The organism is Ekhidna sp., assembly GCF_963691765.1.
Taxonomy (GTDB): Bacteria; Bacteroidota; Bacteroidia; order Cytophagales; family Cyclobacteriaceae; genus Ekhidna.
The window spans coordinates 1,290,384-1,309,041 of sequence record NZ_OY829375.1; the positions used below are offsets into that span (position 1 = coordinate 1,290,384).

18 protein-coding genes and 1 pseudogene are annotated in these 18,658 nt (G+C 38.2%); 6 read left to right on the forward strand and 13 right to left on the reverse strand.

Annotated elements, in window-relative coordinates; all coding sequences use genetic code 11:
• Positions 1-47: 47 nt before the first annotated feature.
• The 3 genes from ACY650_RS06035 to ACY650_RS06045 are packed head-to-tail and all read left to right on the forward strand — an operon-like array spanning position 48 to position 2,148.
• The gene (locus ACY650_RS06035; RefSeq protein WP_462252762.1) at positions 48-590 is read left to right on the forward strand and encodes a DUF1599 domain-containing protein; all 543 of its coding nucleotides are present in this window, start codon (positions 48-50) and stop codon (positions 588-590) included.
• Entirely contained in the window at positions 587-1,681 is a 1,095-nt protein-coding gene (locus ACY650_RS06040; protein ID WP_462252764.1) for a BT_3928 family protein, read from the forward strand. The genes ACY650_RS06035 and ACY650_RS06040 overlap by 4 nt, the downstream gene beginning before the upstream one ends.
• Entirely contained in the window at positions 1,678-2,148 is a 471-nt protein-coding gene (locus ACY650_RS06045; protein WP_462252766.1) for a shikimate kinase, read from the forward strand. Before ACY650_RS06040 ends, ACY650_RS06045 begins: the two co-directional genes overlap by 4 nt.
• Here ACY650_RS06045 and ACY650_RS06050 read toward each other — a convergent pair.
• On the reverse strand, positions 2,145-3,668 hold the full coding sequence (locus tag ACY650_RS06050) for an OmpP1/FadL family transporter (protein WP_462252768.1): 1,524 nt from the start codon (positions 3,666-3,668) through the stop codon (positions 2,145-2,147). The genes ACY650_RS06045 and ACY650_RS06050 overlap by 4 nt on opposite strands.
• Positions 3,669-3,681: 13 nt before the next feature.
• Positions 3,682-4,908 (reverse strand): hypothetical protein, encoded by a 1,227-nt coding sequence (locus tag ACY650_RS06055; protein WP_462252770.1) that lies wholly within the window; start codon positions 4,906-4,908, stop codon positions 3,682-3,684.
• 156 nt (positions 4,909-5,064) lie between these two features.
• On the opposite strand from ACY650_RS06055, the gene proS reads away from it, so the two are divergent.
• Genes proS through floA form a run of 3 tightly spaced genes read left to right on the forward strand, consistent with a single transcriptional unit; the run spans position 5,065 to position 8,035 of the window.
• Complete coding sequence (gene proS / locus ACY650_RS06060) at positions 5,065-6,534, forward strand: proline--tRNA ligase (protein ID WP_462252772.1); 1,470 nt, start codon at positions 5,065-5,067, stop codon at positions 6,532-6,534.
• 3 nt (positions 6,535-6,537) lie between these two features.
• Positions 6,538-7,008, forward strand: coding sequence for an NfeD family protein (locus ACY650_RS06065; RefSeq protein ID WP_462252774.1), 471 nt, complete (start codon positions 6,538-6,540; stop codon positions 7,006-7,008).
• A gap of 4 nt (positions 7,009-7,012) precedes the next feature.
• Entirely contained in the window at positions 7,013-8,035 is a 1,023-nt protein-coding gene (gene floA, locus ACY650_RS06070) for a flotillin-like protein FloA (protein ID WP_462252776.1), read from the forward strand.
• Positions 8,036-8,079: 44 nt separating this feature from the next.
• On the opposite strand, the gene ACY650_RS06075 is transcribed toward floA, so the two are convergent.
• From ACY650_RS06075 to ACY650_RS06125, 11 genes and pseudogenes are all read right to left on the reverse strand, one after another.
• Positions 8,080-8,637: a YfiT family bacillithiol transferase gene (locus ACY650_RS06075; protein ID WP_462252778.1), complete on the reverse strand. Its 558-nt coding sequence runs from the start codon at positions 8,635-8,637 to the stop codon at positions 8,080-8,082.
• 6 nt (positions 8,638-8,643) lie between these two features.
• Positions 8,644-9,152: pseudogene (locus tag ACY650_RS06080) on the reverse strand (DUF2480 family protein).
• A gap of 2 nt (positions 9,153-9,154) precedes the next feature.
• Positions 9,155-9,835, reverse strand: coding sequence for a tRNA (adenosine(37)-N6)-threonylcarbamoyltransferase complex dimerization subunit type 1 TsaB (tsaB, locus tag ACY650_RS06085; protein ID WP_462252780.1), 681 nt, complete (start codon positions 9,833-9,835; stop codon positions 9,155-9,157).
• Positions 9,836-11,494 carry a S41 family peptidase gene (locus ACY650_RS06090; RefSeq protein WP_462252782.1) on the reverse strand — a complete coding sequence of 553 codons (1,659 nt, stop codon included), beginning with the start codon at positions 11,492-11,494 and terminating at the stop codon, positions 9,836-9,838. It abuts the gene before it with no gap.
• Positions 11,495-11,517: 23 nt separating this feature from the next.
• On the reverse strand, positions 11,518-11,895 hold the full coding sequence (rnpA, locus tag ACY650_RS06095; protein WP_462252784.1) for a ribonuclease P protein component: 378 nt from the start codon (positions 11,893-11,895) through the stop codon (positions 11,518-11,520).
• Between the two features lie 12 nt (positions 11,896-11,907).
• On the reverse strand, positions 11,908-12,063 hold the full coding sequence (gene rpmH / locus ACY650_RS06100; RefSeq protein WP_089356556.1) for a 50S ribosomal protein L34: 156 nt from the start codon (positions 12,061-12,063) through the stop codon (positions 11,908-11,910).
• 147 nt (positions 12,064-12,210) lie between these two features.
• A complete protein-coding gene (locus ACY650_RS06105; RefSeq protein ID WP_462252786.1) occupies positions 12,211-14,280 on the reverse strand; it encodes a M16 family metallopeptidase in 2,070 nt (689 codons plus the stop codon).
• Positions 14,281-14,299: 19 nt separating this feature from the next.
• Entirely contained in the window at positions 14,300-15,646 is a 1,347-nt protein-coding gene (locus ACY650_RS06110; RefSeq protein ID WP_462252788.1) for a M16 family metallopeptidase, read from the reverse strand.
• A gap of 47 nt (positions 15,647-15,693) precedes the next feature.
• On the reverse strand, positions 15,694-16,692 hold the full coding sequence (locus ACY650_RS06115; protein ID WP_462252790.1) for an adenosine kinase: 999 nt from the start codon (positions 16,690-16,692) through the stop codon (positions 15,694-15,696).
• A gap of 3 nt (positions 16,693-16,695) precedes the next feature.
• Positions 16,696-17,574, reverse strand: coding sequence for a glycerophosphodiester phosphodiesterase family protein (locus ACY650_RS06120; protein WP_462252792.1), 879 nt, complete (start codon positions 17,572-17,574; stop codon positions 16,696-16,698).
• Complete coding sequence (locus ACY650_RS06125) at positions 17,574-18,650, reverse strand: metallophosphoesterase (protein WP_462252794.1); 1,077 nt, start codon at positions 18,648-18,650, stop codon at positions 17,574-17,576. Before ACY650_RS06125 ends, ACY650_RS06120 begins: the two co-directional genes overlap by 1 nt.
• Between the last annotated feature and the right edge of the window lie 8 nt (positions 18,651-18,658).

Below are 18,658 nucleotides of genomic sequence, written 5' to 3' on the forward strand. Positions count from 1 at the left end.
ATAGAGACAAATTTGAATGTTAACTCTCAATTGGTGAGTAAAATTACATGAGACAAGAAACCGAGCAGCAATACAAAGAGATCATTTCTGAATGCAAAGAGATTTTTGCTAAAAAAACGAAAGATTATGGTACTGCATGGAGGATCTTAAGACTCCCATCTATCACAGACCAAATATTTATTAAAGCACAGCGAATTAGATCTATACAGGAAAAAGGTGAAAATAAAGTTGGCGAAGACATCAGCAATGAGTTCATCGGAATTATCAACTATTGCATTATTGCTATCATTCAAATGGAACTTAATGGAACTGAAGAGATGGAAATTCCATTCTCTAAACTGGAGCCAAAATATGATAAAGTAGCACTAGATACAATGAATTTACTTTCCGCTAAAAACCACGATTACGGAGAAGCATGGCGCGAAATGAGAGTGAGTTCTATGACAGATATCATCTTGATGAAATTGATGAGAGTAAAACAAATTGAAGACAATGCAGGAAAAACGCTCATCTCCGAAGGCATTGATGCCAACTATCAAGATATGATAAACTATTCGGTGTTCTGTCTTATAAAACTGAAGGAACTATGAAAATTGTAAAGGAATTTGCTCGATACGCTGTTGGCGCACTATTCATTTTTTCAGGAATAATTAAAGTCAATGATCCTGTCGGAACAGCCATTAAGCTAGAGGAATATTTTCAAGTATTTGCGTCCGATATAGCACCATTTTTTGAATGGTTTGTACCGGCAGCACTGTTCTTGAGCGTCTTTTTAAGTGTGCTTGAAGTGGTGCTTGGAATAGCATTGATCATAGGATATAGAATGAGAATTACTTCATGGATTTTACTCGCCATGATTGTATTCTTTACATTCCTAACTTTCTATTCTGCATATTTTAATAAGGTAACTGATTGTGGATGCTTTGGCGATGCAATTAAACTTACTCCTTGGCAGTCATTTTATAAAGACATCATTTTATTGGTATTGATAGGAGTCATCTTCTGGAAGAAAGACAGCTATAATGAATGGCTAAGTGCCAAATTGGGTCACATCAAAATAATTAGTAGTACAATCATATTTGTGATAATAGCAATATATGCCATTCAGCATCTGCCTTTTATCGATTTCAGAGCTTATAAAGTTGGCAATCATCTTCCTTCCTTGATGGAAAACTCAGCCCCTTTGAAGTATGTCTATATCATGGAAAAAGATGGAGAGGAGTTTGAATTCGAAACATACCCTACAGATGAAGGATATACCTACGTAGAAGCCAAGCTTACAAATCCAGATGCTGCTGCTAAAATCACGGATTTAAGTATTTGGAATGGAGACAATGAATATACTGAAGATCTCCTATCGGGGGTCAAGTTGGTAATCATCGTACATCAAATTGAAAAAACGTCCTTAAAAAAAATAGATCGCTTAAGAAACTTGACCTACGAGAACCCAAGGTTTGACACCTGGATTTTAACTTCTTCGGGTTATGAAAAATTTGAAGCTTTCAGACATTCAAATCAATTGGGTGCTCCATATTATTTCGCAGATGCGACAGTTTTAAAGACGATGGTTAGATCTAATCCTGGAGTAATCCTTTTAAAAGATGGGGTCGTCCTTGCAAAGTGGCATTACAATGACACTCCTCTTGGTGATGATGTAATCAAAATCCTAAATCAACAGTGAGTCAAAAGATCTTCCTGATAGGGCTTCCCGGTGCAGGAAAAACCACAATGGGTTTGGATCTTTCAGTGCACTTAGGAATTCAATTTGTAGATCTAGATCAAGATATTGAAAAGGATCTAAAGCTTTCTGTTTCTGACATTTTCGAACAGAAAGGAGAAGCCCACTTCCGACAGCTTGAAAAACATCAGTTAGACAAAGTTATTGGTGATTTAGATTCATTTGTAATGGCTACTGGAGGAGGTACTCCCTGCTTTTTTGATAATCTAGAAATCATGAAAAGAGCAGGGCAAGTAATATACATCGACACTCCTATTTCAGAGATAGAAAAAAGGCTGGTATTAGACACTACGCGCCCACTGATGAAATCAAATTCCTTAAAAGATTTATACAGAAAAAGGAAAGGATGGTACAATCAAGCTGATCATACCATCCAGGTATACAAAGAAGTTCTTGAAATTTTTAGCTAAAAATTAAGCCCGAAGGTTACCGCCACAGAAGTCCTTCTAATGTCAGATCTACCTAATGGCTGATTCAATTCTGAAAAATATGGGGCAGCTTCCTGATTGGTTTTCGTTGATACCACAGCAAAATCCAGGAAGTAATCAAACGTGCGATAGCCAAAGCCAAAAGTTAAGTCTGTACGATCCAGTAAGTTGGAATTTTTGATTGGATCAGGTAAATAAGCATAACCCGCCCTTAAGCGAAAGTTATCAATTCGATACTCGCCACCCACTCTTATGTTGAGCACAGATTCATATAAATTTTCTATCAAGTCATTATCTAAAGAAGTAGAAAAATCATCAGAATTTAAGTTTGCTCTCGTGTAATCAACAAACTCTAAATCACCGGTTATAAAACCACTTTTCCCAATGAAAGCTGCAAGCCCAACCGCCACTTTAGATGGAGTTCGAAGCTTATAATTGTTCACAAAAAGATCACTCTGATAGGGTGCTCTATTCGTTAGATCATATGTAGTAGTTTCCCCATCTACAGTTTCTGTATAAGAAACTCCAGAATCCCAATCGGCCTCCAAGTCAATAAAGCTCTCTTCATCTAAAGACATAAATGTTGGAGATGTATAGCTCATGCCGATAGTAATGAAGTCAACTGGCCTGTAGATGTAGCCTATATTGAAGTTGATTCCTCGGCCTCTAACATCAATCTGATCATCAACAAAAATTGCGTTCAAAGAGTCTAAATCAGATCCTCCTTGTAGGAAATCAAATTCTTCATAGGATCGCTCTTGTTTATAATTCAAAAACTGAATTCCCATTCCACCTCCAAAATATAATACATCGTCATAGTTGCCTCCCCAAGCTACATTCATCTGATAGTGAGAGCCTCGCTCTTTTATGATTTCTCTCTGAACTGGAAAGCCACCTACAAATGCATCATATCCTCCATCGACTGGAGTAATTAGAAATTGGTCAAAAGCCGCAAATCCTAGTTCATTCAATTGATTTGTACTTAATGATCCTGCATCTGCCAGAATATTATCTACAATAGAGTTAAATCCATTCTCTCCTTCATATGTCCTAGTCATATGAAAAGTATTACTTCTATTGAGTGTTATTGCCAGTGATCCACCTTTGAATTTATCTTCCGTAAACCTCCCTTTAGTAAAATTGATGACTGCACCAATATTTGAAAAATTGAAGTTGTTTCTAAATGTCTCTTCAGATCCTTGAAACTGAACACTTCCATTATTCAGTATACCATATTCGGTATCCGCACTAATGAAATCCATGGAAGGAGTGAAAACAAATACCCCTTTGTTGAAAAACCCCAAACCAGCAGGGTTAGATACGGCAGAGCTAATGTCTCCTCCCAAAGCTATTTGAGCACCACCTATTGCCTGCATTCTTGCTGTGCTTCCCAACCCATAGTTGCTACCACTAAATCGTAATGCATCTCCAAAATACTGTGCATGAGATACACCTATGCTGCCAAACACGAACAGTGTCAGTATTATAAACTTCTTGATCATTAATTTCTATTTGCTAGTTTCTACCTCTTCTTCCAGAACTGGATCTACTTGATGATCGGGATCCTGATGATCTTGATCCAGAAGATCTACTCGATCTCCCTACAGATCCGCTTGATCTTCTTGACGAACCAGATGATGGTCTCGCTGAAGAACTTCTGCTACTCCTCGATGAAGGAGGAGAGAAACTTCTGTTTCTTGAGCTATTGCTCGGTCTGCTAACATTGCTGTTAGAATTCGAATTTGATCTATTGCCAGAACTAAATCGTGAAGACGTATTGGCATTCGAAGATCTTGATCTTGAATTTACAGTCGCAGAGTTTCTAGAATTAACATCGCTAGTTCTGCTAGATCTAGAACGATTCAGGTAATTCGCTTGCTGTCTGCTGTAATCTGCTCGACTGGTTCTACTAGAACTGGATCGACTACCAGAATCATTAGAAACTGCAACCCTTCTTCCTGATGAAGATCTACTTGCTCTGGTTGATACAGTTCCTCTGGAGCTTCTAGCACCTCTTACTACATTTCTTCCTCTTCTACCGCTATCAACTACATAAACTGGTCTTCCATAATAGTTGCCATAAACTGGAGGGCACCAAACTGAATTGAATCCTACTCCCCATCCCCAAGGATTGTAAGCCCATGAATTCCAACCCCATCCGGCATTCCAGCCCCATGATGGTCCCCAAGGATCCCAAAAAGGATCGTACCAAGGATTCCCCCAGGCATTACCATAAGAAACAGACCAGAAATTTCCACCCCAGTTATTCCATCCGAATCCTAGTCTCCATCTTGGGCGGTTCCATTGATTCCATGTGTTCCAGTTATCATTATAATAGTTATTTACAACTACCTGTTGAGGGATAGGCTCATTGATAAACGTCTCTTGAGGATTGCTGAAATTTGAGTTTTGAAATTGACCATCAGTCGCATAATCATTATCCACCTGATAATCTTCTTGCGTTTTTTCAGGCTTGTAGTACTCCAAGCTTTCTTCACTGACAAAAGTCTCATCTAGCACAGGATTACTTTCCTTGAATTGCCTTCCTAAAAAGCTCAAATTTTCATCGTCATTTAGGCTATTATCTTCAGCATAAGAAATTTGATCGCTTGCCTGAGAATTGCCATACTGGCTTGTTGCCTCAGTAAACTTCTTCTTTTGCTTCACTCGATCTTTTTTTGTGAAATACAGATCATCGTTCTCCTGACCGATAGCTACTATCGCAGAAGCTCCTAAGATCATAACAAGAAAAATTTTCAAATAATGCTTCATGACGAACCTCCTTTTTTTATTTAAACGATCTCTAAGGGCTGTCTGTTCAACACCTCCGCTATATTTGCGATCCTTAGAAATTTAACTCAATAAAAGCAAACTCCATACCAAAAGAAGAAAAGACTTATGGCAAAAGCTATTCCATCACGTTCTGAAGATTACTCACTATGGTATAATGAACTAGTGAAAAAGGCTGGTTTGGCCGAAAATTCACCCGTCAGAGGGTGTATGGTAATAAAACCATACGGTTTTGCCATATGGGAAAAAATGCAGCAAACCTTGGATCAGATGTTTAAAGACACTGGTCATGAAAATGCTTACTTTCCGTTACTTATACCGAAATCTTTTTTGAGTAAAGAAGCTGATCATGTTGAAGGGTTTGCAAAAGAATGTGCTGTTGTTACTCATTACAGGCTCAAAAATGATGACGAAGGAAAAGGCGTAGTTGTAGATCCTGAGGCTCGACTCGAAGAAGAGCTTATCATTAGGCCTACATCAGAAACGGTGATATGGGATTCATATAAGAATTGGATTCAGTCTTATAGAGATCTTCCAATTTTGGTCAATCAGTGGGCAAATGTGATGAGATGGGAGATGAGAACGCGTTTGTTTTTGAGAACTGCGGAATTTTTATGGCAAGAAGGTCACACTGCGCATGCCACTAAGCAAGAAGCAGTAGACGAAACAAACCAAATGCTAAATGTTTATGCAACCTTCGTTGAAGAATTTATGGGCGTCCCGGTTATCAAAGGAGTAAAAACTGAAAGTGAGCGATTTGCAGGAGCAGTAGATACATTTTGTATCGAGGCGATGATGCAAGATGGAAAAGCATTACAGGCCGGCACTTCTCACTTTTTAGGACAAAATTTCGCGAAAGCATTTGATGTGAAGTTTGCCACTAAAGAAGGAAAAGAAGAGCTGGTATGGGGCACATCCTGGGGAGTAAGTACGCGCTTGATGGGTGCACTAATCATGGCTCACTCTGATGACGATGGATTGGTATTGCCTCCTAAGCTTGCACCAATTCAAGTGGTAATAGTACCTATTTATTTCAAAGATGAGCAGTTAGCACAAATTGAAGAAGTTGTGTCCCCAATTGTCGCTCAATTGAAAGAAAAAGGAGTTTCTGTAAAATTTGACACTAGAGACACACATAAGCCAGGTTGGAAATTTGCAGAATACGAACTAAAAGGAGTCCCAGTACGATTAGCCATTGGACCTAAAGACCTGGAAAAAGGTACTGTTGAAGTTGCAAGAAGGGATACAAAGGAGAAATCATTTCAGCCGCTTGAAGGAATTGTTGATCATGTAACTGGCCTATTGGAAGACATACAGTCAAACATCTTCAACAAAGCAAAAAACTTTAGAGATGAAAACTCACAAGAAGCCAATACTTATGATGAGTTTAAGGAATTAGTAGAAAAAGGCTTCGTCTATGCACATTGGGATGGTACGGCAGAAACAGAAGATAAGATTAAAGAGGAGACTAAGGCTACCATTAGATGCATTCCTTTGGATCAGAAAAAGGAAGAAGGAAAGTGTATCTTTACTGGAAAGCCATCTCAAGGGCGGGTGCTCTTCGCTAAGGCTTATTAAGATATGGATTGGATAACCATCGTTGGACTAATTCTTTTAGGCACTTTTTTGATCATTGCTGAGATCATATTTGTGCCAGGTACAACTGTGGTTGGAATATTAGGCTTCGTATTTTCGATTTATGGTGTTTATCTGGGCTATGATTATTATGGAGCAAGTACCGGAACTGTAATTCTCCTTTCTACTGCAGTAGTAAACATAGCAGCATTAGTATTAGCCTTCAAGAGTAAGTCTTGGGAAAGGTTTGCCCTCAAAGGAGCTGTAACAGGCAAACACGATGATGAATTTAAGCATGAGTTAAATGTAGGAGATAAAGGGACAACGCTTTCATCATTAAAACCTGTAGGTAAGGCCATGTTTGATGAGCATGAAATAGAAGTCCGCTCCAATGGTGGTTTTGTCAATGAAAATGTTGAAATTGAAGTCTTAAGAATAGAATCTTCAAAAATATTTGTACAACCTGTAAACAACTAAAATCATGGGTGGCAGTGTAATGCTTGTCTTGTTCATTGTTGGAGGTATTATCCTCTTTTTCATTTTTTTATATTTCGTACCGGTTAATCTTTGGATTACTGCAATATTCTCAGGGGTACGCGTAGGATTGCTAGAATTGGTGTTCATGAGAATTAGGAAGGTTCCCCCATCAATTGTAGTTAATTCACTTATTACTGCGACAAAAGCTGGATTAACGATTCAAGAGGAAGAAGGAAGTCCTGCTAGACCGCTTAGAACCCAAGAGTTGGAGACACATTACCTCGCTGGTGGAAATGTCCCTCAAGTAATAACAGCTTTAATTTCAGCAGATAAAGCAAATATTAACCTGACATTCAAGCAGGCTACCGCAATCGATCTGGCTGGTCGAGACGTTTTTGAGGCAGTTCAGATTTCTGTAAATCCGAAAGTAATTAACACGCCGTCTGTTGCGGCGGTTGCTGCTGATGGTATTCAGCTTGTTGCAAAAGCAAGAGTAACGATTAGGGCTAACATTCAGCAATTAGTTGGCGGTGCCGGCGAAGAAACCATCTTAGCAAGAGTAGGAGAAGGAATCGTTACTTCTGTGGGCTCTGCAGCAACTCATAAAGAGGTGCTTGAAAACCCAGACAAAATTTCTAAGCTAGTTCTTCAAAGGGGACTGGATGCAGGCACTGCGTTTGAAATTCTTTCCATTGATATTGCCGACGTAGATGTAGGCGCCAATATTGGTGCTAAGCTTCAAACTGACCAAGCATCTGCCGACTTGAAAGTGGCGGAAGCGAAAGCGGAAGAGAGAAGAGCAATGGCTGTTGCTGAAGAACAAGAAATGGTAGCCAAAGCCCAGGAAGCTAGAGCTAAGGTTATTCTAGCAGAGGCAGAAGTACCAAAAGCACTTGCTGAAGCTTTTAGAAGTGGTAACCTTGGTGTAATGGATTACTACAAATTCCAAAACATCGAAGCTGATACTGATATGAGAAGTTCAATAGCTGGGTCTGGAAGTAAACGATCCGGCAAGAAGAAAGACTAAACCTGACTAATCTAAAGAAAGAAGCCCGAGAGATCGGGTTTTTTTTATTCAGCTACTTTTTCTGGTGTAAACTCACCTTCCATCTCGATGGCTTGTTTGATATGGGTCAAATGGTGCCGAGAGTGCCATGCATATAAACCTATCAGCCATTCGAGCGTAAACTCTTCGCCATACTCAGGATGCACAAATGGTCGTTTCTTCTGATCGTTATTCAAAGACTTTAGGAGCATGATTAGTCGGTTATGCACTCCGCCTAATATCTCTATTGACTCCATAATCTCTTCATTATTTGCATCTGCCGTTTTGGCCCACTCTACCTCGTTATATGTCTTTATCGTTGGTTTTTCTTCAGTAAGAATCCATTTAAACCTTAGGAAACTGTTCATGTGGCTATCTGCCAAATGATGAACCACTTGCTTGATACTCCAACTACCTGGACGATAATTCATATCCAATTCATCATATGAAAGGTTCCCTACCAGCTTCTTAAGTTTTTCTGGTAGCGTCGCTAAAGTCTCAATCCATTGACTAAATATTTCATCGGTGACTTCAGCAGGAGGTTGGTATTTACCGATCGGGTATTTAAGAGTTTCTATATCCACGCTAGGTTATTTTCTTTTTTTATAAATAGGGACGGTACTGCATGGCTCACCATACATTAAACTACTAACCAAAGGAAGCAATTTCTCCGTGATTGTTGTGTAAGCATATTCAATACTTTTCACATTTCCACAACCTTTGATTACTACTTTTTTTCCTTCCAAATCATTGTCAGCAATGCACTTGTTAATGGCATCATTTATCAATGTTTTCTCTACAGCTTGCTCGTCTCCAAACGTGACGGAATTTACATGATCTCTTAGTTTCGTAACAAGAAGCATGTATGCCCACGTTGGAACAATTGCATCTGCAGAACAAATCAAACCGACGTTTTTGTCTTTATAAATACTCCAGTCATTTTCTTTGAGGAATTCTCTAAGTTTTTCTCCCGGAGAATCATTCCTTGAAAAAGTTGATCTTTTATATCAAACAAAACACAATCTCCCTTATGTAGATAATCTTCAAGGTCCAGTGATATCAATGGACTTTTGGCTACTCTATTTACAATCTCCTCCATAATTAAAGCAACTGCTTTTTAGGCGTAGTAGTTCGCCACTCTTTCAAATAGTTGGGTTCGAAGTAGGCCACATCTTCGACGACATCCTTTTGAAATTTCTCGAATGCAATTCTTCCCATATTTTCTGCAAGTGGGACGATATCGTCAATAAAAATAAGATTTTCCTGATCTACTATTTCCCTGAATTTTGGCATACCATCACCAAATAAATAAAGAGGTTGTTGGAATTCTTCAAATGTATTTTCATCCAAAATTTTGGGAGCAAGCTCCCAAATAAATCCTCCATCCTGATCTTCTATTTGGGTATACACTTCCATTCTTCTCGCATCCATCATTGGACAAATCAAGTGATTGCCAAGAAACTTGCCACGAACGGCTTCTGCCATTACATCAAGTGATGGAATTGATATCAACTTCTTTTGGAGAGAAAAGCAAATACCTTTTGCTGTTGATACTCCTATTCTTAATCCTGTGTATGATCCTGGCCCTGATGATACTGCAACAGCATCTAAGTCTTCAAAGGAAACATTTGCTTCTTTACAAATATCTAAGCCAATACCAGGCAAGAGTGATGAATGTGATTTTTCTACCTGATGAACCTGACTTGAAAGCAATTCACCATCCCTATGAAGTGCTACGGAGCACACCATGGTTGATGTCTCTATACTTAGAATTAAAGCCAATTAGTTTGATTTTAGAATCGATTGATATCTTTCAGAATCATTTAAAATCTCAACAGCCATCTGGACATCCGGATCTTTGCCGAAGGTGGATTCAATAATTCCCTTTTCGAAGAAATATCTTCCTGCAATTTCTTGCTCCAAAAGCATGGTTATCTCCTCTTTATAAGTGATGATATCTTCATCTTTATTATGACGGGTCGCCTTTTCAAGGTTGTCAAAATAAGATTTTAGCTTATCGTATTTTTTCTCCTCTTTAGCGATTTTGATGAGATCTTTAGTTTCTTTTTCAACTCTAGTATCGTACTCAAAGTCCCTTTTAGAAAGCCATTTCACAAATTCGTTGTAGTCAGCATCGCTGAGTCTAAGATCATTTGGAGACTCTGGATTCAAATTTTCGTTTTGATAGAAGTATTCAGTTGCGTAATGAAAAATATGATCGTCACTGAGCAAGCTGGTTGTAATTGGAGCGAATTCTAACCTCGCTACTTCTACATCTGGATCAATTCCTCCTCCATCAAATACTTGCCTGCCATTTAATGTGAAAAACTCATTCTTTAATGAATCCGGGATTTTACCTACACTCCCATCAGCATTGCGGTTGCTATAATCAATTGCCTGAATGCAACGGCCAGTCGGAGTATAATACTTGGCAGTTGTAATTTTTACTACGGCATCGTATGAAAGAGGTCGTTCGATTTGAACAAGTCCTTTACCAAAAGTTTTTCTTCCGATTAGAACCCCTCTATCATAATCCTGCATCACTCCAGAAACAATCTCTGAGGCTGACGCACTTCCATTGTCTGTAAGAACTACAACAGGGATATCGGAATCTACTGGATCATTAAGCGTATTATATGTCCAATCATTCGCGCGTATTTTACCTTTTTGGGTTACAATCTTCCTCCCTTTTTCAATAAATACGTTTGAAACATTAACTGCTTCGTGCAACAATCCTCCAGGATTTCCTCTTAAGTCCAGAATTATCTTATCTGCACCCTGTTCGATTAGGTCAAGAACTTTAATCCCTATGGATCTTCCTACATTTTGAGTGAAGCTAGTGAGTCTAACATATCCAATGTTATCAGTAACCATGCCTGCATACGGAACACTATCAACTGCTATTTTTTCTCTTTTTACGTTTACATCAAACATGTCACTTTGACCAAAGCGTTTTACTGTCAATGTAATCTCAGAATTAGATTGGCCCTTCATTAGAAATCTAACTTCTTCTTGGGTTTTGCCTTCAAGAGGAACTCCATTTATCGCATGAATTTCATCACCTGCTCTAAGGCCAGCTTCATGAGCTGCAAAGCCTTCATATGGCATCACTACAGTGCTAACACCATTTTTTCTTTCTACTACAGCTCCAATACCAGAATACTCGCCGGTAGTCATAATGCGATATGTTTCTATGTCATCAGCAGCTATATAGTTGGTGTATGGATCAAGTGTTTCCAACATTTCATCAATCCCAGATTTCAATAGTGTAGTGGGGTTGATTTCATCCACGTAGTGGGAATTCACTTCTTTAAAAAGTGTGGCAAAAATGTCCAGGTTCTTAAGTATTTCGAAATACCGGTCAGTTGACGGCTTTACTGCAGCTGTAAGAACTAAAAGAACAACTACTAATGGGAGGATGACTTTTGCTTTTCTACTCATATCTTTCTGGGTTAACCCCTAAATCATTGATCGATAGTACCCAAACGTTCAAGACACTTGATTAGTTGGGATTGAATGTTATCAAAGGTTAAAATCTGTTTCGAAAGATACACGAAACCTATGTAAAGGCCCTTTGTTTCAAAAGAATTGGGGATCAACTCTTTATTTAATCGATAAGCTTCACGAATTCTACGCTTTAGGAGATTCCTATCTACAGCGCGTTTAAAATTCCGTTTTGGAACGGAAATAAGGATTTGATTTGGCCCGACATCATCGGACTGCAGGTGACGAACTTGAAAGTCACCTAAATAAAAAGAGGAACCTTTTTTAAATAGTCCCTCAATTTTTTTCTTTCCTGTCAGCTTCTCATTTTTTGAGAAACTGTATTTAGCTAGGCCCATAGGCCGCAGTTTTTACTTCTTGTGGATATCGTCAGAAACAGTAAGTCTCTTACGACCTTTAGCTCTTCTTCTAGCAATCACAGATTGACCATTCACACTTTCCATTCTTTTTCTGAATCCGTGCTTGTTTTTCTTCTTTCTTACTGAAGGTTGAAACGTCCTTTTCATGTGTTTTGTATTTATTCAGCTGTCGCATGGAATTCGACCATAAAGGTCTCATTTCACAATAATTTCTTTTCGTTCTTAAAAACGGAGGGCAAAGATAGATAAATCCTTGCCCTCTGTGCAAATTTTCAGAAATTAATTATTTCTAACTTATTCTACTTTGAAAGTGTCTTCAGATACTTCTTGATTTACCAGTACTTCGGAAGCTTTCATATCAATTTTTTGAGGACCCATTTGTTGCTTTAGTGTAAATGGAAATTTAACACCGTCTACTTCCTGGTAATCCATATAATCCACTGACTGTGTAAATGATCCTTGAGGTGTTTCAGTGGTTTTAGAATATCTCACTTTTAAACCTGTCTCTGAATCAAAAAATACAGTATAGCTACTACCCTTGGATAGGGTAATCTCAACAGCATATGCATCATTACCATTTACCTCTTCAACAGCAGTAAGCTCTAGTTTAGCTCCTAGTTCTTTAAGTCCTAGCTCACTAAATAATGCATTTGCAATGATCTGTTCTTCCATCGTTGCATCGTCCAATGTAGGCTTATTCCCCATTTGAGAAATTGACGCTGTCATACCATCTGACTTGCTGGACATTACAGTCATTCCGCCCATGCCAACAACAGTACTCGTTTTCATGCCTTTTGCTTGCACTTGTGTCATGTCTAGTGTACGCCCCATCATTTCACCGCTCATTTTAACAGTCACATTGTTAATCTTACTTATTGCATCTTCTCCTCCTAGTGCATCTCTGTAGTTTGCAATCACTTTCTCCACAGTAAGACCATCAGGCAACTTCATCAAAGACGGATCAACTTCATCTCCGTAGGTATCATAATAGGTTACAGGACCTAATTTTTTAAGATTTTCCGCAACATCACCAGCTTTACCTACAACATTGATATATGCATTCTCCGTTTTCAAATACTTCTGAGCCATTGCCTGGATATCCTCTTTAGTGACAGCCTGAACTTTTTGAATATATGTAGCATAGTAGTCAGCCGGTAGATTAAACCTTGCTGTATTCAAAGCAAAGTTTGCTACTGTAGAGGGCTGTTCAAGAGATCTGGAGAATCTTCCAGAAATTGAATTCTTAGCCAGTGTCATCTCCTCTTCGGAAATATTCCCTTCTTTCATCTGGTCCATTTCATAAAATATCTGTACGATAGCACTATCTGTAACTTCATTTCTAACAGATGCCCCTGCATTAAATCTTCCTACTAGCTCATCCGCTGACAAAGAAGAATAGCTTCCATATGTATAGCCTTTATCCTCTCTCAGATTCATGAACAGTTTGGCAGAGCCAGAACCTCCAAGAATTTGATTCATAACACGAGCTTTGATTTGATCTTCTGAACCAATTTCTAAATCAACAGGATAGGTAACACTAATACTTGATTGTACGGCATTAGATCTATTTACGATGCCAACCATATTTTTTTCTGGAGTTTTCGGCTTATTATATGTCGGCATTTCAACATCGCCTTCTTCCCAGCTTCCGAAATAGGTTTTGACCAACTTCTTTGTTGCCTTAGGGTTTACATCTCCTACGATTGCTAAGTAAGCAATATTTGGCCTGAAATACTTTGCATGATAAGCCTTAAGGTCGTCTACTGATATGCTGTTAGTAGTTTCCTCCGTTTGGATTTCACCATATGGATGATCTTTTCCATAAACAAGAACAGAATTAAGGTTTGCAGCAATTGCTCCCGGATCTTCTTTATTAGAAGCCAGATTTGAAATCGTTTGCTTTCGAATCTTTTCAAGCTCCTCTTCTGGGAACGTAGGGTTAAAAGCTATATCTGTCATCAGCTCCAATATTTTTTCATTGTATTTGGATAATCCAGATGCAAATACGCTAGTAGAGCCAGCACCTAAAGAAGCTCCAATGAAGTCGATTTCTTCATCAATTTGCTCTTTGGTTCTTGTTTCAGTACCTCTTCGCATCATTTGACCGACCATTGATAGCATACCAACTTTATCACCTTCCATTACAGGTTCTCTGTCTAGTATTAAGCTATAGCTTACTCGCGGCAATTTGTGATTTTCAATGATAAATACTTTAAGTCCATTTTTAAGCTCAAACGACTCATAGTCTCCAATGCTAATTGGTCGAGGAGTAGCTGGCTCCGGCAATTTGCTTCGATCCACCTGTGCAAAAGCACCTATCATTCCCATGGTCAGAACGAGCATTAATATATTTTTCAGTTTCATAATTGTTGCTTTTATAGGTTTATTGATCTTCCAACTTTTCTTCGTCTGGCTGTTGCTGAGCAGACTTAGGTAAATACACTAGCTGAACTCGGTTCGCAGGATCTAAGTACTTCTTTGCAACTCTCTGCAAATCTTCTTTGGTTACCGCCATGTATCGATCAATTTCACTATTTATAAGATCTGCATCTCCAAAATATACGTGATAGTTGGCCAAGCTTTCTGCTATTCCTGTAACTGAACCGTTCGAAGAAACAAATGAATTTTCTATCTGATTCCTTAGTTTCTGAAACTCTTTATCATCGATTGGTTCATTTTTGGCTCGTTCAATTTCCATATCCATTGCTGCTTGTAAATCTTCTGGTGTATTTCCCATATTCAGAATTCCGAAGGAGATGAATACACCCGCATCCTCAAGCGCGAATGGGAATGACCCAGCTGCTACAGCAAGTTGTTGATTGTCTACAATTTCTTTTTGAAATCTTGAACTTTGCCCCCCAGAAAGTAAAGTTGTCAACATTTGCATTGCGTAATAATCATCAGATCCTTGCTCTGCCATTTGATAGGCTTGTATTACGGCCGGAAGTTGAATATTATCAAATACCTCAGCTTTTACATCGCCCAGCTTTTTCATCTTCACATTTGGGCGAGGGATCTCTTTTGTTCCTCTCTTTATTTCACCAAAGTACTTTTCTACTAGTTTCTTTGTTTGATCAACATCAATATCTCCTGCTATTGAAAGTGTAGCATTATTAGGCACGTAGAACGTTTCAAAAAAGTCAACAAAATCTTCTTCAGTTGCAGCTTCAATATCTTTGAAAGTTCCAATAGGCGTCCATGCGTAGGCAGTTCCTTCAAATACTCTTGAAAAAGTTTCTTCAAGAATTGATCCATAAGGTTGATTGTCTATTCGCTGTCTCTTCTCTTCTTTTACCACTTCTTTTTGAGTTGCAACACCAGCTGAATCAATTGTTGCATGAAGCATTCTTTCCGATTCCATATAAAGACCGAGCTCCAATTGATGTGAAGGTAACGTCTCATAATAGAAAGTTCTGTCATTGGAGGTGTTGGCATTCAATTGACCTCCAGCACTTTCGATAATTTTAAAAAACTCGCCTCTTGGAATGTTTGGAGACCCCTCAAACATTAAGTGTTCAAAAAAGTGTGCAAAGCCAGTTCTACCTTCAGGCTCATTTTTTGAGCCAACATGATATAAAACTGATACATTAACAATAGGTGTAGAGTTGTCCTGATGCAGGATTACGTGTAATCCATTATCTAAGTCATACTCTTCAAAATCAATTCGCTTTTCTTGAGCAAATGCACCAAGAACTACGAATGCGCAGATTAAGTATAGGGTATTTCGCATATTTATTAGGGTTTAAAATCTAGTTAGTATCTGATTTGACAGATTTATTACTTATCAATTTGGGTCAAAATATTTTTAATATGATTCTGATTGAGTCTTGGTCCATATTTGGATACTACTGCCGAGCTGGCTGCACTCGCTAATTTTCCAGCTTCAGCGTGGGTTCTTCCATGATTGATGCCATATAAAAAGGCACCTGCAAACATATCTCCTGCTCCAGTGGCATCGACAGCCTTTGTAGGGAACGGCTGAATTTCATGATAAGCTGTTCCATCAAATACAACAGCACCATCTTTCCCTTTAGTGATCACAAATTCTTTTGCAACCTTACTGATAGCTTCTTTTGCTTCTTCCAATCCCTCTACTCCCGCAAACAACTCTGCTTCTTCAATATTGCAGAATAATAAATCGACACCATCTCCAACAATTTCTTTCATTTGATCTCCAAAGTATTTTACCATTGATGGATCTGAAAAGGTTAAGCTTACTTTCACATTATTTTCTAAAGCTATTTGCTTTGCCTTTTTCATAGCTTCCAAGCCTGTTGCAGAAGAAACCAAGAAACCTTCCATAAATAGATATTCAGCATTTTTGATTGCATCTTCGTCCAGCTCCTGCTCCGAAAAATCAGTAGTTATGCCGAGAAACGTATTCATGGTTCGTTCCGCATCTGGAGACACCATGACCAAACATTTCCCAGTCGTACCTTCATAAAGGTTCTCTAAATCCAGGTTGGATTCTATGCCCGCCTTTAATAGGTCATTTGTATAGAGTTTACCATCAACATCATTGGCTACTTTACACGTATAAAATCCCTTCCCTCCAAATTCAGCAAGTCCGAAAATAGTGTTTGCCGCAGATCCTCCACCTTGCTTCTTTTTCACCTTTCCTTCGACTTTAGCAAGAAGATCACTTTGCCTGTCTTCGTCAACCAGCGTCATCAGTCCTTTTTCTACCTCGTTTTCAGAAAAAAACTGATCTTCCACTTCAATTTCATAATCTACCAAGGCATTGCCAATGGCACATACATCATATTTTTTACTCATTACTTATTTGATTAGATCTAGCGCACGATTTGGATAGTCAGTAATTATACCGTCAACACCCCAGCTTATCAATTGTTGCATATCAGCAGCTTCATTGATGGTCCAAGGAATAACCTCCATACCTGCTTCTTGAATTTCTTTGATACTTTTCTGCGAAAGTAGTTGATAATAACATGAATATATTTCTGGATTAAATCCAAGTGAGTCGATATTTTCATTCCAGGATAGTTCATTTTCTATTAGGAGTGCCAACTTAACCTCTGGATACTTCCGATGAAAGTATTGGATAGTACGAAAATCGAATGATTGAATAGTTACTTTTTCCAGAATATCCTTATTCAGCAAAAACTCATATACCAAGTCTGAAAATTCTGCTGGAGATGGATGAAAAATTGAATCTGTGGACTTGGTGGTTTTGAGTTCAATATTGTAGCGCATTGAGTGTAATTTTTTTGAGGACACGTAAGACTCCACACTATCTATCACATGATTTAACAGTGGTTTGTTGGTAGTCATCAGTTCTTGATCTGGAAATCGATCATTTCCCTTTGAACCACAATCGAATTTTTGGATTTGATCATATGTTAGTTGATAAATATTAATTACCGAATCTTCAGGAATTTCATTTTCTGTACTATCAAAGCAAAAGTGAGGCGAGAAGAATGGCTCATGACTGACTATTAGACGCTTGTCTTTTGAAACAACCAAATCAAACTCTAAGGTTGTCACTCCTAATTCTGTAGCCAGAATAAATCCCGGAATGCTGTTTTCAGGAGCAAGTCCTCTTGCACCTCTATGACCTTGAATATCCAATGTCAACTCATTTTTTTTGTAATTGCATGAAAGCAGAGACAAGAGCAGTAAAAGGAAGTATTTGTACATTATGACAAGAATTTTATGCGGGTGAATATGTAATGAAGTGATTCCTCATTGATTACCATTCTATAAAAATCAGTATCTCCGATACGTTCAGAATGATAACCTTTCTTTAGGTATTTCTTGCTTATGTTTTTATCAAACCAATGAACAAGTCTTATTTTATCGTTTTCAATTTCAAGACATGTCATCCCTCGTTTGCCTACCACACAACCAGAATTAAAAACACATGGTATATGAAATAAAGTGTTGTAAACATAGCTCTGGAAACTATGGCCCTTATTTTGACGATAGTACGTCTTTAATTCCTTTTTCTGCGCCTTTATTTCATTTTTAATTGCTTCTTTTTGGTCACTCTTGGCAATCACGTGATCTCTACAAAGTTGCTCTATCTTGAACTTTAATCGGTCAACCTTATGTAATGATTCAAAAAGAGGTCTGTGTGTATGACCGATTATTGAGACAACTTTTTGAAAAGCAGAAAAACCATAAACCTGCTTTTCAATTTTGTATTGCTTTTGACTGCTATGAGAAACAGAATAACTTTTTATGCCCAATGGATTAGCAAAGTACTTTAAGGTAAAACCAATAAGCTCATTATGCTCTTGATATTTTTTACTTGCCTGATGTCCATGGAAAACGAATAAATGATCCTTGCCAAATTTCAGTTTTAATGCCTCATGATGCTCATAATTGAAAGGGAGGTCTTTCATTAGCTGCAACTCGAGATCGTGATTACCTATCGTCTTGAAAAAATCACCTTTCCCATTAAAGGCATTAAAGAGGTCATAAATCTCTTTCCATTTATTTAAAATCTTGCTTACCTGAAATCTTTGAAGTTCCTCAACGTCTCCATTAAGAATTAATGCATGATCATTTTTTAGGTAATAGTCTTCAAGTGCTGCCTTAAAAAGCTCAGAATTTCTTTTGAAGTCATCCGTGGATCCTCCATCACCCATATGCAAATCAGAAAAGATCACCCATCTTTTTTTTGCGGATAGCTCAATTGTTGGACTTTCCTCAAAAAGCTTATTGAGTTTCTTATATATCGCCTTGGTTTTTGCCTGATTCTTCTTAGCCATTACTGAAT